Annotated in this window: 14 protein-coding genes; 6 read left to right on the forward strand and 8 right to left on the reverse strand. The window is 73.0% G+C overall.

The genetic code is table 11. The features are described from left to right. Positions 1 to 183 precede the first annotated feature (183 nt). On the forward strand, positions 184 to 870 hold the full coding sequence (locus tag ACIO92_RS28720) for a hemolysin III family protein (protein ID WP_366439981.1): 687 nt from the start codon (positions 184 to 186) through the stop codon (positions 868 to 870). Between the two features lie 62 nt (positions 871 to 932). On the opposite strand, the gene ACIO92_RS28725 is transcribed toward ACIO92_RS28720, so the two are convergent. Genes ACIO92_RS28725 through ACIO92_RS28735 form a run of 3 tightly spaced genes read right to left on the reverse strand, consistent with a single transcriptional unit; the run spans position 933 to position 3,115 of the window. Further along, positions 933 to 1,940 (reverse strand): glycoside hydrolase family 26 protein, encoded by a 1,008-nt coding sequence (locus ACIO92_RS28725; protein WP_401240756.1) that lies wholly within the window; start codon positions 1,938 to 1,940, stop codon positions 933 to 935. Between the two features lies 1 nt (position 1,941). Continuing rightward, positions 1,942 to 2,592 carry a vitamin K epoxide reductase family protein gene (locus ACIO92_RS28730; protein WP_366439979.1) on the reverse strand — a complete coding sequence of 217 codons (651 nt, stop codon included), beginning with the start codon at positions 2,590 to 2,592 and terminating at the stop codon, positions 1,942 to 1,944. 19 nt (positions 2,593 to 2,611) lie between these two features. Continuing rightward, positions 2,612 to 3,115: a DUF5949 family protein gene (locus ACIO92_RS28735; protein WP_366439978.1), complete on the reverse strand. Its 504-nt coding sequence runs from the start codon at positions 3,113 to 3,115 to the stop codon at positions 2,612 to 2,614. 176 nt (positions 3,116 to 3,291) lie between these two features. On the opposite strand from ACIO92_RS28735, the gene ACIO92_RS28740 reads away from it, so the two are divergent. Together ACIO92_RS28740 and ACIO92_RS28745 are read left to right on the forward strand one after the other, a co-directional pair. Then, a complete protein-coding gene (locus ACIO92_RS28740) occupies positions 3,292 to 3,705 on the forward strand; it encodes a tyrosinase family oxidase copper chaperone (protein ID WP_366439977.1) in 414 nt (137 codons plus the stop codon). Next, the gene (locus ACIO92_RS28745; RefSeq protein WP_401240752.1) at positions 3,689 to 4,555 is read left to right on the forward strand and encodes a tyrosinase family protein; all 867 of its coding nucleotides are present in this window, start codon (positions 3,689 to 3,691) and stop codon (positions 4,553 to 4,555) included. The genes ACIO92_RS28740 and ACIO92_RS28745 overlap by 17 nt, the downstream gene beginning before the upstream one ends. Positions 4,556 to 4,623: 68 nt before the next feature. Here ACIO92_RS28745 and ACIO92_RS28750 read toward each other — a convergent pair whose 3' ends face one another. From ACIO92_RS28750 to ACIO92_RS28770, 5 genes are all read right to left on the reverse strand, one after another. After that, the gene (locus ACIO92_RS28750; RefSeq protein ID WP_366439975.1) at positions 4,624 to 4,896 is read right to left on the reverse strand and encodes a chaplin; all 273 of its coding nucleotides are present in this window, start codon (positions 4,894 to 4,896) and stop codon (positions 4,624 to 4,626) included. A gap of 298 nt (positions 4,897 to 5,194) precedes the next feature. Beyond that, the gene (locus tag ACIO92_RS28755) at positions 5,195 to 5,707 is read right to left on the reverse strand and encodes a hypothetical protein (RefSeq protein ID WP_366439974.1); all 513 of its coding nucleotides are present in this window, start codon (positions 5,705 to 5,707) and stop codon (positions 5,195 to 5,197) included. 1,331 nt (positions 5,708 to 7,038) lie between these two features. Then, on the reverse strand, positions 7,039 to 7,320 hold the full coding sequence (locus tag ACIO92_RS28760) for a hypothetical protein (RefSeq protein ID WP_366439972.1): 282 nt from the start codon (positions 7,318 to 7,320) through the stop codon (positions 7,039 to 7,041). 157 nt (positions 7,321 to 7,477) lie between these two features. Then, on the reverse strand, positions 7,478 to 8,092 hold the full coding sequence (locus ACIO92_RS28765; RefSeq protein WP_402283334.1) for a hypothetical protein: 615 nt from the start codon (positions 8,090 to 8,092) through the stop codon (positions 7,478 to 7,480). A 254-nt stretch (positions 8,093 to 8,346) separates the two neighbouring features. Continuing rightward, entirely contained in the window at positions 8,347 to 8,586 is a 240-nt protein-coding gene (locus tag ACIO92_RS28770; RefSeq protein ID WP_366439970.1) for a chaplin, read from the reverse strand. A gap of 509 nt (positions 8,587 to 9,095) precedes the next feature. Between ACIO92_RS28770 and ACIO92_RS28775 the strand changes: the two genes are divergently transcribed. From ACIO92_RS28775 to ACIO92_RS28785, 3 genes are read left to right on the forward strand one after another with little or no spacing between them, the layout of a single operon-like run. Beyond that, a complete protein-coding gene (locus ACIO92_RS28775; protein ID WP_401240878.1) occupies positions 9,096 to 10,232 on the forward strand; it encodes a glycosyltransferase family 4 protein in 1,137 nt (378 codons plus the stop codon). Next, positions 10,229 to 11,680, forward strand: coding sequence for a sugar transferase (locus ACIO92_RS28780; protein WP_366439968.1), 1,452 nt, complete (start codon positions 10,229 to 10,231; stop codon positions 11,678 to 11,680). The genes ACIO92_RS28775 and ACIO92_RS28780 overlap by 4 nt, the downstream gene beginning before the upstream one ends. Positions 11,681 to 11,683: 3 nt before the next feature. Beyond that, the gene (locus ACIO92_RS28785) at positions 11,684 to 13,003 is read left to right on the forward strand and encodes an O-antigen ligase family protein (RefSeq protein WP_402283335.1); all 1,320 of its coding nucleotides are present in this window, start codon (positions 11,684 to 11,686) and stop codon (positions 13,001 to 13,003) included. The last annotated feature ends 85 nt before the right edge of the window (positions 13,004 to 13,088 follow it).

The following is a 13,088-nucleotide window of genomic DNA, read 5'->3' on the forward strand; positions in this document are numbered from 1 at the left end:
CGAGGGGTTTTTTGTTGTGTGCCCCGTGGGGGCCGCGACCCGGACGCTTCGTAGCTGCTCATCCGGTGCCGACCGCACTCATTTGATCATCCGCCCGATTCGCCCATATGTCCAGGGGCCCGCCCATGTGAGCATCGCCACTCGTATCCGGGACCTACGGAACCGTAGGTACGATTCCTTTCCATGACAGCAGCCCTCCCGGAAGTGCCCCCGATCGAGCGTCCCCCGTCGCTTCCGACGAAGCCCCGGCTCAGGGGATGGCTGCACGCGGGCATGTTCCCCGCCGTGATCGTCGCGGGCCTCGTCCTGGTCGCCCTCGCCGACTCGCCCCGCGCCCGCCTCGCCTGCGGGGTCTACGTCCTCAGCGCCTGCCTGCTCTTCGGCGTCAGCGGGCTCTACCACCGGGGGAACTGGGGACCGCGCGGCGAGGCCGTCCTCCGGCGCCTCGACCACGCCAACATCTTCCTGATCATCGCGGGCACCTACACCCCGCTCACCCTGCTGCTCCTGCCGGACTCCACGGCGAAGCCGCTCATGTGGGCGGTCTGGGCCGCCGCCGCGGCAGGCATCGCCTTCCGGGTCTTCTGGGTCGGCGCGCCCCGCTGGCTGTACACGCCCTGCTACATCGCGATGGGCTGGGCCGCCGTCTTCTTCCTGCCCGACTTCATGCGCGCGGGCGGCATCGCCGTCCTGGTCCTGGTCGTCGTCGGCGGGCTGCTCTACAGCGCGGGCGGTGTGATCTACGGCATCAAGCGCCCGAACCCGTCACCGCGCTGGTTCGGCTTCCACGAGGTCTTCCACTCGCTGACCCTGGCCGCGTTCATCGTGCACTACGTCGGCATCTCCCTGGTCGCCTACCAGCACTCCTGACCGGCCCCGCCCGGCCGGGCCCACCAGGAACCGGCCGGGCCCCCCAGGACCCGCCGGAACCCTCAGGGACCCTCAGGGGAGCTCAGCGCCCTCCGCAGCACCCGGGCCGAGGCCGGATTCCCGGCACACCCCCACACCCCGTGCGGGCAGTAGTCCGTGAGCGTCTGGTAGACGGGCCGGTGCGCCGCGAACCAGTCGAGCATCCCCCGTACGTACGCCGGGTTGTCGCCGTTCCGGAAGAGCCCCCACTCCGGGTACGAGACCGGCTTGCCGTGCGCCGCCGCGAAGGCCACGTGGTGCGCGAGCCCGTACTCCTCGGTCACCTGCCCCTCGAAGGAGAGCCCCGCGGGCTGGTCGTAGGCGTCCATCCCGATCACGTCGACGACGTCGTCCCCGGGGTAGCAGCGCGGCCACTCGACGGCGTCCCGCCCCCGGCTCGGCGTGAAGTCGAAGCGGAAGCGCTGCCCCGGCACCGCCCGCAGCACCCCCACCACCCGCCGCCAGTACGCCTTCCAGGCCGCGGGGTCCGGGCCGCAGCGGTGGCTGTACGTCGTCCCGTTCATCTCCCAGCCCAGGACCAGGACCGCGTCCCCGAGCCGGTGCGCCACGAGCCGCTCCCCCAGCGTCCGGAAGTGCCGGTCGAAGGCGCCCGCCGCGCCGTCCCTCAGCCCCGCCCGCACCTCGCGGTCCGGCAGTCCCTCCTCGCTGCGGTCGAGCAGCGGCACGTTGAGCACGAAGAGCCGTCCGGGCCGGGCCGCCTTCCAGCCCGCCCACGGCCCGAAGAGCGCCGGATGCCCCTCGATGTTGGACCAGCGGTCCCCCGGCAGATAGGTGTGCCCGACGGTCAGGGCGTCCCCGCCGAGCCATGCCTGCGCCCCCGCGATCCGGCGCACCCCCGTCGCGTCCGAGCCGGTGAAGAACCCCGAGGGCACCCCGGGGAGCGGCCCCGGCCCGGACACACCGGCGCCCCGGTCGCCGGGCGCGAGCCGGTCGTACGGGAGCAGGAGCACGAGAACGGCCGCGAGCAGCACGGTCAGTGCGGCCCGCGGCCCGAGGGAGGGACGGTTCACGTCAGCCGGTCCAGAAGTCCCACCAGCGGGTCAGGATCAGCATCCCGATGATCCCGATGTGCAGGACGGGCGGGGCGAACGCGAAGTCGCCGAAGAAGGTCCGCAGCCCCGCCGGGGCGGGGATCACACCGTGCCGCACGTTGTGCGCGGTGACGTACCAGAACATGACGATGGTGGCGACCCAGGCCAGGCAGCACCACAGACAGAGCGCGTTGATCTCGTACAGCGACTGGTACATCAGCCAGGTGCAGAAACCGACGCCGAACAACATGCCCGCGTTGAGGCCGAGCCAGTACCAGCGGCGGTAGCGGGCCCCGGCGAGGAGCCCGGCGCCGACGGCGACGACGACCGCGTACGTGACGAGCCCCAGCATCGGGTTGGGGAAGCCGAAGACGGCCGCCTGCTCGCTCTTCATGACGCTGCCGCAGGAGACGACCGGGTTCAGGCTGCACCCGGGCTGGAAGCCGGAGTCCTCCAGGAGGTGGAACTTGTCGATGGTGATCACCCAGCCGGCCAGCGTGCCCGCCGCCCCGGTGACCATCAGCACCCAGGCGAGGGCCCGGCCCGCGCCGAGCGCCCCGGGGGTCTCCCGCCCGGACGTCTCCTCCTGCCGCTGTCCCGGCACCCCGCCCCGTACGTTCACCGTCGCCATGGCGCGACCCCTTCCCGTCTCAGCCCTGGAGGCGACGGACCGGCATGAGGACGTGGGCGCAGTCCGCGAGCGTCTCCTCGTCGGCGACGAAGGACCGCAGCAGTTCCTCCTCGACCGGCCGCCCCGGTACGGCCTCGGGCCAGGGGCGCACCGAGCACAGGAGGTAGACCTTCCCGGACTCGCGGGCCGCCGCCTGCCATTCGTCGGGCACCGGGCACTGCACCTTCAGGAACGGCAGGTTGAGGACGGCGGAGCCGCCCTCGACGATCAGGGAGGCGTTGATCCCGGCGTCCTTGTCGAGGTCGAAGAGCCGGTCGCCCACGGAGAGGTTCATGGTCTCCAGGGCCGCCCGCAGCGCCTGCTGACCGGCCTCCGGTCCGTCCCGGCCGTCGCCGAGCGAGTACGCCATCAGGAACGGCGTCCCGGCCGATTCGGCGGTGGGCTCGCTGGACCACGGAATCACCGTGAGAGTTCCCAGCGGGGAGGCACTGCGCGTCGAGGAAACGACGTTGGAAGTGGTCATGAATCGGGATGCTAGTGCTCCAACCACCCTTTCCCCGCGCCGCTTTCACCCGAACGGCCGACATTCACACCGCTGGCATTTCCGGCGCAACGAACCCGGGGTTTCATCGTTGTGCCCTGAGGCCTCTCCCTTTCCCCGGAGCGGGGGACGCCCAGCCGACCCCGAGGAGATCACTGATGATCGTCCCGCGCCGCGTCGCACTGCGGTCCCTCTTCGCGCTCGCCGTCACCGCTTTCACGGGGGGCGCGCTCGGCCGGGTCACGGACCGTCCGCCATCGGGGGGACCCGTGGCGGAACCAGGCGATCCCCATGCCTTCGACGAGATGTACCGGGGCCGCCGCATCGTCGGCCGGTCCGGGGCCGGGGGCGCTCCGGCCGCCTTCGTCGACGGCCGGCCGCTCCAGCTGATGCGCTGTGCCGACGGCGGCTACATCACCCCGATCGACCACTACGAGTCCTGCCCGACGCCGCTGGCGGCCGTCCGCGCGGCCGTGGACGAGCTGGGGACCGCCCGGCTCTCCCCGCTCGCGGGCGCCCACGGCGTCCACACCGCCCCGACGGGAGGGAGTCCCCGTGGTGTACACGCGTAAGAACCAGCGCGATCTGACGGCCGCCGAGCGGCGCACGTTCGTCGCCGCCGTCCTGGAGCTCAAGAGGACCGGGGGGTACGACGAATTCGTCCGTACCCACATCGACCACTACACGTCCGACGGCGAGGGGCGGCTCAGGACCGCCCACATGGCGCCGAGCTTCCTGCCCTGGCACCGCAAGTTCCTGCTGGACTTCGAGACGGCCCTGCGCCGGATCGACTCCAGGGTCGCCGTCCCGTACTGGGACTGGACCCAGGACGACTCCCCGACGTCGTCGCTGTGGGCCGAGGACTTCCTGGGCGGCAACGGGCGGCGCGCCGACCTCCAGGTGATGACCGGGCCGTTCGCGTACTCCTCGGGGCGCTGGGACATCACCGCGTCGATGACCGAGGACCACTTCCTGACCAGGGACTTCGGCCGCCCGCGCGACCCGATCGCGCTGCCGACCTCGGCGGAGCTCGACGAGGTGATGCGGGAGCGGGCGTACGACGTGGCGCCCTGGAACTCGACGAGCGCCTCGGGCTTCCGCAACCGGCTGGAGGGCTGGGCGGGGGGCCGGGGCAACGAGCGGTTCCGGGTCCACAACCGGGTGCACCGCTGGATCGGCGGGATGATGCTGAGCGGCGGCTCGGTGAACGACCCGGTGTTCTGGCTGCACCACTCCTTCGTGGACCTGGTGTGGTCGCGGTGGCAGCAGCGCAATCCGGGGGCCGCCTACCTCCCGGCGGAGCCGCCGCCGCTGGGCGACGCGCAGTACCGGAAGGTCGTGGCGCGGCACGAGGCGATGAAGCCCTGGGGGGTGACCCCGGCGTCGTTGTTCGACCACAGCCGGATCTACCGCTACGCCTGACGCGGCGGCCCCGGACGCGGGTGTCCCCCCGGCCCGCAGGACCGGGGGGACACCTGTGTCACGGGCGATCAGCCGCCGTAGCCGCCGTCGTCGTGGCCACCGTCGGCGTTGACGCAGGTGTTGCCGAAGGCCGGGTTCAGCAGACCGATGACGTTGACGGTGTTGCCGCAGAGGTTGACCGGGATGTGGACCGGGACCTGCACGGCGTTGCCGGAGGCGACACCGGGCGAGTGAGCGGCGACGGCCCCGGCGCCGGCGTCGGCGACGGCCAGGCCGGCTCCGCTGAGGGCAACGGCACCCGTGCCGGCGAGAACAGCGGCAGCCTTCGCGATGCGAGACATCAAGAACTCCTTGAGCTGGAAAGCGGCCGCAGGGATCACGGCCGTCGTTCCCGTTCAACGCCGGTCGGCGGGACGGGTCACGGGCATTGGGCCGAAAGTGAGAAAGGAAAACCGAAAGAACGGTCCGCCGTCCGAATGCCGGTCGCCGCCGGATGCGGCGGGACGGTTCTCGGACAACGGACCGCGTACGGACGACGAGCCGTCTCCCGCAGCGCGCGAGGAGCCGGGGAACGGCGGGAGGAATCGTGCCTTCACCCGGCCGGTGACGGCCCGTACGGAAGAACGGACGGGGGCGGGGTCAGTGCCCCGAGGGCGCCAGGCCCAGCTGCGGTTCGAGGGCGCCGCTGAGCACCGGGGTGAGCAGACCCACGCGGGGCTTCGTCAGCTCGGGCAGTCCGGCGAGCCCGTCGCCGCGCGGGGCCTCCAGGGGGGTGCCGATGACGGCGCCGGGGGTGGCGGCCCGCATCTCGGAGTGCGGGCTGCTGAGCAGCGCGCGGCCGGGCTCGCTGTCCTTGACGAGCTGGGGCAGCGGGGCGTCGACGACGGTCCCCGGCAGGGTGCCGGTGAGCGGCACGCTGGGCAGCGCGAGGTCGGGGAGGGCTCCCAGGCCCTTCTGGAAACCGGTGGGGGCACCGGGCATCGGGACGGGCACGCCGGTCGCCACGGTCGGCGCGGCCATCGGCAGGATCGGCTCCAGGCCCTGGAGCGGAACGACCACCGGTGCTTCGACGGCGGCTGCGGGGGAAGCCAGGGCGGCGGAGGCGAAGGCGGTCATGAGGAGCCCCATGCCCGCGTGAGAACGCAGATTCATATGAGGTGAACGAGACCCTTGGCCGAAACGTGGCGGAACTAACCCGTGTGCAGCAACGCACGGGGCCCTCACCGGTGACGGTGAGGGCCCTGGTTGACGCCGTGCCCGGGGGGGGATCGGACACGGCGTCGGCTCGGTGGGGGTCAGTGGCGGCGGCTGACCCGGCCGCCCCGCAGACGGACGACGGTGCCGCCGACGATCAGCGCGGCACTGATCGCGGCCGCGCCCCAGAGCGCGGGATCGCTTCCGGTGTCGGGGAGGTGCGGCTCTCCGGGCTTGGTCGGAGGAACCGTCGGGGGGTGCGTGGCGGGAGGCGTGGTGGGCGGGTGCGTGGTGGGAGGCGTGGTCGGCGGGTGCGTGGGGGGATGCGTCGGCGGCTTGGTCGGAGGTGTCGTCGGCGGGTGCGTGGGGGGATGCGTCGGCGGATGCGTCGGAGGCTTCGTCGGCGGATGCGTCGGAGGCTTCGTCGGCGGATGCGTGGGGGGATGCGTCGGCGGGTGCGTCGGAGGCTTCGTCGGCGGATGCGTCGGAGGCTTCGTCGGCGGATGCGTGGGGGGATGCGTCGGCGGATGCGTCGGCGGATGCGTGGGGGGCTTCGTCGGCGGATGCGTCGGAGGCTTCGTCGGCGGATGCGTGGGGGGCTTCGTCGGCGGATGCGTCGGAGGCTTCGTCGGCGGATGCGTGGGGGGCTTCGTCGGAGGTGTCGTCGGCGGGTGCGTGGGGGGCTTCGTCGGAGGTGTCGTCGGCGGGTGCGTGGGGGGCTTCGTCGGCGGGTGCGTCGGTTCTTCGCCGTAGCCATCGGGGCCCTCCGCTGGGGCGCCGTAGCCATCGGGGCCCTCCGCTGGGGCGCCGTAGCCGCCGGGGCCCTCCGCTGGGGCGCAGAGATCGCCGACGGCGGCGGCGACGTATCCGCCGAGATCCAAGCCCTCTCCGCAGACGCCCGCGGGCCGGGGGGCCTGCGCGTGACCCGCGGCGGTCGTGCCGTACCCGTCGTCCGTACCGTGGTGGGCGTTCGCGGCCAGGGCGAATCCGCCGCTCAGCGACAGGATGCCCGTCGCTGCCGCCGCGGTGAGTACTTTCCTGCTGATGATGGACCGCATACCGCTCTTCCTCTGGGAAAGGGAGAGGCCGACGAGGATCCCCCCTCGCTCCGACCGGCCTGTTCCACGCCGACCTTCGCGTGGGAATGGACAAGAGAGTAGGGGGCCGCGCGTCAAGCGTTACGCGGGCCACACGGCAGCTGATCAGAAAATCATTCGATCAGCCGACCGTGGGTAATGGAGCCGAACAGCTCCGTAAATGCCCGGAGAATCCCGCGTACTGAGGAAGCGTCAGCCACCCAGCGGGAGGCCGCCGGGGATCGGCAGGCCACCGAGCAGCGGGGCTCCCTTGGTGGCCTTGTTCAGCTGGTTCGTGGCGTCCGTGACGGTCTTGACCGGGGAACCGTCCGTGGTGCTGCTCAGCGCGTCCGACTTCAGACCGTTCGCGGCGATCGCCTCCAGACCACCGTTCAGGCTGGTCGGGGTCAGCGCCTCCGTGGCCATGGCGGGCGCGGCGGCACCCAGCGCCATCAGCGAACCGGCGACGACCGCGGCTACCTTGGTGGGCTTCATGGGGAGAATCCTTCCTCTGTTCTTTCAAGTCACGTACGGAAAAAGGTCTTTGACCGAATCCCGTGCGCCGTTCTGCTTCTGTAACGAGAGGTGCGCTTCCCGGAAACTCCGGGAGGAAGGATTTCTCGACACTGCACCCGATCGATGCGGACCGGTGCTATTTGCCGATCACACGCACCCGTACCGGTCGGGCGTACGCCTGACCGGTACGGAACGAGGACGGCCAGCGGGTCGGCAGCGGGGGCTTCACCGGCAGTCCGGGCACGTCCACCGGGGGCTTGACCAGCACCTCGACCGGGAGCCGGGGCGGGTCGACGGGCACCGGCGGAGGCTCCACGGGCAGTTCGGGCGCGTCGACCGGGAGCGCCGGGAGCGCGGGCAGTGCCGGGGCGTCCGGGAGGCCGGTCGGCGGGGTGGCGGGCAGCGGGGCCGGTGCGGCGGCCCTGGCCTGCTCGACGACAGCCTCGATCCCGGCCCTGAACACCTCGGCGTCGGCCGTGGGGAGCTGCCCCGGTCCGGCCTCGGGGGCCGCCTCGACGAGTTCGGTCACGGGAGTGGTCACCGAGCCGGGCTTCCCGAGCGCGTCCGCCCGGTCCAGCAGGGCGGCGGTGCCGGGAAGGGGTGCGCGGGCGGCCCGCTCGGCCGCGGGGGACGGGTGGTGTGCGACGGCGAGGGCGGGTCCCGCCGTGCCGAGGGTGACGACGGCGGATATCTCCAGGGCGGTGGGACGGCGTGCGGCCAGAGGACGTACATGTGTTCCTTTCCCTTGCACCTCGGACGACTTCCCCCTCGCCGCGCCTGCGGTGATAGCCCTCCGCAATCGAGAAGCTACGGAGCGCCACACCTCCGTTCGAGTGAATCGACCCTTCTGACCTGCCCCTCGAAGGGGCGTACGCCGTTGCACCGGACGGCGCACGACGGTGCCGCCGAACGAGTAGTCATCCAGTTCCGGCGAGGAAAAAGCCGGTGCGCCCACCCCGACGGGTGGGCGCACCGGCTTCGGAAGGACCGATCAGGCGTGCGAGATCAGGCGTTCACGCAGGTGTTGCCGAAGGCGGGGTTCAGCAGACCGATGACGTTGACGGTGTTGCCGCAGAGGTTGACCGGGACGTGCACCGGGACCTGGACGACGTTGCCGGAGATGACACCGGGGGAACCCACGGCGGCGGCCTCGGCACCGGCGTCGGCGGCGGCGGCACCGGCGGCACCGGCGACCGCGGCGGCGGCACCCACGGTCAGGACGACGGCCTTGGCGATACGGGACATGGAGAAGTGCTCCTCGATCGGAATTCGACGCGGACTGCTCGGACTGTTCGGCCCGGCTCCCTCAACAACGTTCCCGCTTTTCATCGGTTGCTCTCCCGAACGGGTGACGTTCAAAAGATCTTTGGGCCGTATGGGGGCGGCTGGAGGGAGTGGGCGCGGAATGGCGCAACACGCACAACGAGGAACCTGCCTTCCGGATACGGGAGTTAGGTTTTCCAGGCATCTAATGCTTACTATCGCCCCGCAACGGGGTTATAACGTTTCCGAACGTTGCTTCCGGGCCCGCCGTGCGTTCACTCATTTCGTGCGGACGACACCTCCCCTTCCCCCTGCCCCCGCGGGTCTTCCCTTCCTTCTCTCATCAAAGCGGAGAACCTGTATGCGGAATTCAGCGCTTCTCGCTGTGCATCACAGGGTGTTGTGCGCCCTGTCGGTTGCGACGCCGTCCGCTTCCCCGAACGACCTGACGAACTCCGGCACCACCGAATTCCGTGCAGCCCGGCGCTGACATGCGGACACCACGAGGAACGGACCCCGGGTCCGTCACCGTCCTGCACGCGGTCCAGCCCGGCGACGGCGGGGTCGCCCGTGTCGTCGTCGACCTGGTCCGCGCCCAGCTCGCCGTCGGGCTGCGGGTCGCCGTCGCCTGCCCGCCCGGCACCGCCCTGTCCACGGCCGTCCGCGCCGAGGGAGCCGACACCCACGACTGGCGGGCGGGCAGGGACCCCGGTCCCGGGCTCGTCCGCGAGACCCGGGAGCTGGCCCGGCTGGTCCGTACGGTCCGGCCCTCCCTCGTCCACGCGCACAGCGCCAAGGCCGGGCTCTGCGCCCGGCTCGCCGTGCGCGGACGCGTCCCGACCGTGTACCAGCCGCACGCCTGGTCCTTCGAGGCGGTCGAGGGGACGACCGCCGCGCTCGCCCGCCGCTGGGAGCGGTTCGGCGCCCGCTGGGCGGACCGGATCCTCTGTGTGAGCGAGGCCGAGCGGCGTACCGGCGAGGCCGCGGGCATCAGGGCGGACTGGGCCGTCGTCCACAACGGCGTGGACATCGCCCGGTTCGCGTCCGACGGGCCGCCCCGCGAGCCCGTACCCACCGTCGTCTGCGTCGGCAGGCTCTGCCGCCAGAAGGGCCAGGACGTGCTCCTGGCCGCCTGGCCCGCCGTGCTCGCCGAGGTGCCGGACGCCCGGCTCGTCCTGGTCGGCGACGGTCCCGACGCCGACCGGCTGCGCGCCGCCGCCGGGCCCTCGGTGCGGTTCACCGGAGCCGTCGACGACACCGTCCCCTGGTACCGGGCCGCCGACGTGGTCGTCCTGCCGTCCCGCTGGGAGGGCATGGCCCTGGCGCCCCTGGAAGCGATGGCGACCGGCCGGCCGGTCGTCGTCAGCGACGTCGACGGGGCCCGCGAGAGCCTGCCGCCCGCCCACCGCACCCCGTGCCTGGTCCCGCCCGAGGACCCGGCCGCGCTCGCCACCGCCCTCGGCCGCCTCCTCGGCCGGCCGGAGCTGCGGCACCGTCTGGGCCGCGAGGCCCACGAGCACGTACTCAGCAGATTCGACGTCCGGCGCACCGGCGCGGCCGTCGCGGACATCTACCGCGAACTGGCCGGGGTGCGGGACGCCGAGCACAGAGAGCCGATCACGCAGTGACCACGGAAAGCACCAGCGTCCCCTCCTCACCGGGCCCCTGGCCCACGGCGGGCCAGGCCTTCGGCCTCGCCTCCCTCGCGCCGCGCCGCGGCGCCCCCGACCGGCTCGCGCTGCCCGAGCACCGGCGTGCCCGGCCGAGGTCCGGCGCGCCCGTGCTCGCGGCCGTCGACGTGCTCGCCGTCCTCACCGGCGCCACCTTCCTCGGCACCGGACACCACGACGTCCGGCTGCTGCTGCCGGTCGTGGCGCTCGTCCTGCTCCTCGACGCGCGCGCCGGGCTCCACCGGCCGCCCGCGCACGTCCGGGCCCTCGACGAACTGCCCGCCCTCGCCTCCCGCGCGGGCCTCGTCTGGTGCCTCGCGGCGGCCGGGACCGCCGCCTACTCCCCCGCCCTGGCCCTCGGCCCGCTGCGGCTCTGCGCCGCCTACGCCACCCATGTCGGTGTCGTGGTCCTGGTCCGGGCCCTGCTGCTCTCCCGGCGCCGCCGGACCGCGCGGAACCGTCCCCGGTCCGCGCTCGTCGTCGGCGGGCCGGGGGCCGCGCGCCGGTTCGCCACCGCCGCCGCCCAGCACCCGGAGTACGGGGTGCGGCCGGTCGGCATCGTGGGCCTGCCCGAGCAGGGCGGCGCTCCCCGCCCGGCCGGGGAGTCCGGGCTCCCGGTGCTCACCACGACGGAGGAGATCCACCGTGCCGTCATCCAGAACGCCGTGCGCGACGCGGTGTTCCTCGACGACGACCCGGGGCTCATGACGCTGTTCCAGCACTACGGCTGCACCACCTGGCGGGTCGGCGGGCAGGGGCAGGGCGGGCCGATGGGCTCGCATGTGTGGGGGTACGCCTGGCAGCGGGTCGTCCCGCTGGAGGAGCGGCGCGGGCTGACCGCGAAGCGGCTCCTCGACATCGCGCTGGCCGCCCCCGCCATGGCGCTCGCGCTGCCGGTGCTGCTGGTGTGCGCGCTCGCCGTGCGCCTCGCGGACGGTCCCGGGGTGCTGTTCCGGCAGGAGCGGGTGGGCCAGCACGGGCGCCACTTCACGCTGCTGAAGTTCCGTACGCTCCGCCCCTGCGACGACACCGAGTCGGCGACCCGCTGGAACGTGGCGGGCGACCGGCGGATGAGCGCGGCCGGGAGCTTCCTGCGCAAGAGCTCCCTCGACGAGCTGCCGCAGCTGTGGAACGTGCTGCGCGGCGACATGAGCCTCGTCGGGCCCCGGCCGGAACGCCCCTACTTCGTCGCCCAGTTCAGCAAGATCCACGCCGGTTACGCGGCCCGGCACCGGATGCCGGTGGGGCTGACCGGTCTGGCGCAGGTGCACGGGCTGCGCGGGGACACCTCGATCGAGGACCGCTGCCGCTTCGACAACCACTACATCGACCACTGGTCGCTCTGGCAGGACGTCTGCATCCTGGTGCGTACGGCCGCCGGACTCGTCCGTCCCACGGGGAGCTGACCCATGGCCACGGCCCTGACCGTGCCCGCGGTCACCCCCGACGTCCGCGACTGGACCCGCAGGGCCGGGGCCCTGTCCCCGGTCCTCGCCGTGATCGCGCTGCTGCTCGTCCCGGGCGGCGGCGGGGCCCAGGGCGGTACGGGCGGTACGGGCGGTACGGGCACGGTCGCCGACGCGGCCTCCGGACTGCTCGTCCTCGTCTGTCTCGTCCGGGTGCTGCGCGGCGGTGCCCGCCCGCTGACCCGGACCGCCGCCGTCGTCCTCGGTCTGCCGGTCCTCGGGATCTGTCTGGCCGCGATCGCGTCGAACGACCCGGCGGCGAGCCTGCCGGGCGTCGCCCGCTACCTCCAGATCTTCGTCCTCGTCCCGGCGGCCGTGCTCCTGATGATCCGCGACCGGCGGGACTTCGCCGTGGTCGCCTGGGGACTGGTCGGACTCGCCCTGCTCCAGGGCGCGGTGGGCGTCGTCCAGTACCTGACCGGCACCGGCGCCTCCTACCAGGGCGAGGACATCAGGGCCGTCGGGACCTTCGGGGCCACCGATGTGATGGGCATGGCGACGGTCGTCTCGTACGGTCTGGTCGTCGTCACCGGGATCGCGCTCGGTTCCCGGGCGGGCCGGGCGCGGACGGCCGCGCTCTGCTGCGCCGTACTGCTGTCCGTGCCGCTCGTGCTGTCCTTCAGCCGGGGCGCGTGGATCGCGACCGTCCTCGCCTGCGGGGCGCAGCTGCTGCTTTCGGGGCCCCGGCGGGCGGTCCGGGTGGCGCTCGCCGCCGGGGCGCTCGGGGTGGTCCTGGTCGGCGGTCTCGGCGTCGGTTCGGCGATGGTCCAGGAGCGGGTCACCAGCATCACGCGGGTGGCGGCGGCGCCGGACCAGTCGGTCACCGACCGGTACACGATGTGGGCGGCGGCCGGACGGATGTGGCGTACGGAGCCGGTCACGGGCATCGGTCTGAAGGGCTTCCCCGCGTACCGCGACTCGAACGCCTCGCTCGCGCTGTCCTCCGGCAGCGACACGGCGGGCGCGGGGGCCGTGTTCCAGCGGCAGCCGCTGCTCTCCCCGCACAACATGTACCTCCTGGTGCTGAGCGAGCAGGGCCTGTTCGGACTGCTCGCGCTGGCCGGCGGCTGGGTGGCGCTGCTGGTGCTCGGGCTGCGCGGGTGGCGGCTCGGCCCGGACTGCGCCCTGGTCGCCACCGGGCTGCTCGGCTGGCAGCTCGTCGACTTCTTCTACGCGGACATCGGCGGCCCCTCCACGGTCCTGATGTCCGTGGTGCTGGGCCTCGCGGCCTGGTGGGCCCTCACGGGGGTCCGGCGTGCGTGACCCCCGGTCCGGAGAACCGGAACCCACGGACGCCCCCGGCGGGCCGCGCCCCTCGGGCGGCCCGCCCCCCGACGCCCCGCCCACC

The organism is Streptomyces sp. NPDC087215, assembly GCF_044744885.1.
Classification (GTDB): domain Bacteria; phylum Actinomycetota; class Actinomycetes; order Streptomycetales; family Streptomycetaceae; genus Streptomyces.

Excerpts from the sequence above, each read along its gene's own strand:
- ACIO92_RS28720 (WP_366439981.1), top strand. The coding sequence starts at position 184 with ATGACAGCAGCCCTCCCGGAAGTGCCCCCGATCGAGCGTCCCCCGTCG.
- ACIO92_RS28730 (WP_366439979.1), bottom strand. The coding sequence starts at position 2,592 with ATGGCGACGGTGAACGTACGGGGCGGGGTGCCGGGACAGCGGCAGGAG.
- ACIO92_RS28735 (WP_366439978.1), bottom strand. The coding sequence starts at position 3,115 with ATGACCACTTCCAACGTCGTTTCCTCGACGCGCAGTGCCTCCCCGCTG.
- ACIO92_RS28740 (WP_366439977.1), top strand. The coding sequence starts at position 3,292 with ATGATCGTCCCGCGCCGCGTCGCACTGCGGTCCCTCTTCGCGCTCGCC.
- ACIO92_RS28750 (WP_366439975.1), bottom strand. The coding sequence starts at position 4,896 with ATGTCTCGCATCGCGAAGGCTGCCGCTGTTCTCGCCGGCACGGGTGCC.
- ACIO92_RS28755 (WP_366439974.1), bottom strand. The coding sequence starts at position 5,707 with ATGAATCTGCGTTCTCACGCGGGCATGGGGCTCCTCATGACCGCCTTC.
- ACIO92_RS28760 (WP_366439972.1), bottom strand. The coding sequence starts at position 7,320 with ATGAAGCCCACCAAGGTAGCCGCGGTCGTCGCCGGTTCGCTGATGGCG.
- ACIO92_RS28770 (WP_366439970.1), bottom strand. The coding sequence starts at position 8,586 with ATGTCCCGTATCGCCAAGGCCGTCGTCCTGACCGTGGGTGCCGCCGCC.
- ACIO92_RS28775 (WP_401240878.1), top strand. The coding sequence starts at position 9,096 with ATGCGGACACCACGAGGAACGGACCCCGGGTCCGTCACCGTCCTGCAC.
- ACIO92_RS28785 (WP_402283335.1), top strand. The coding sequence starts at position 11,684 with ATGGCCACGGCCCTGACCGTGCCCGCGGTCACCCCCGACGTCCGCGAC.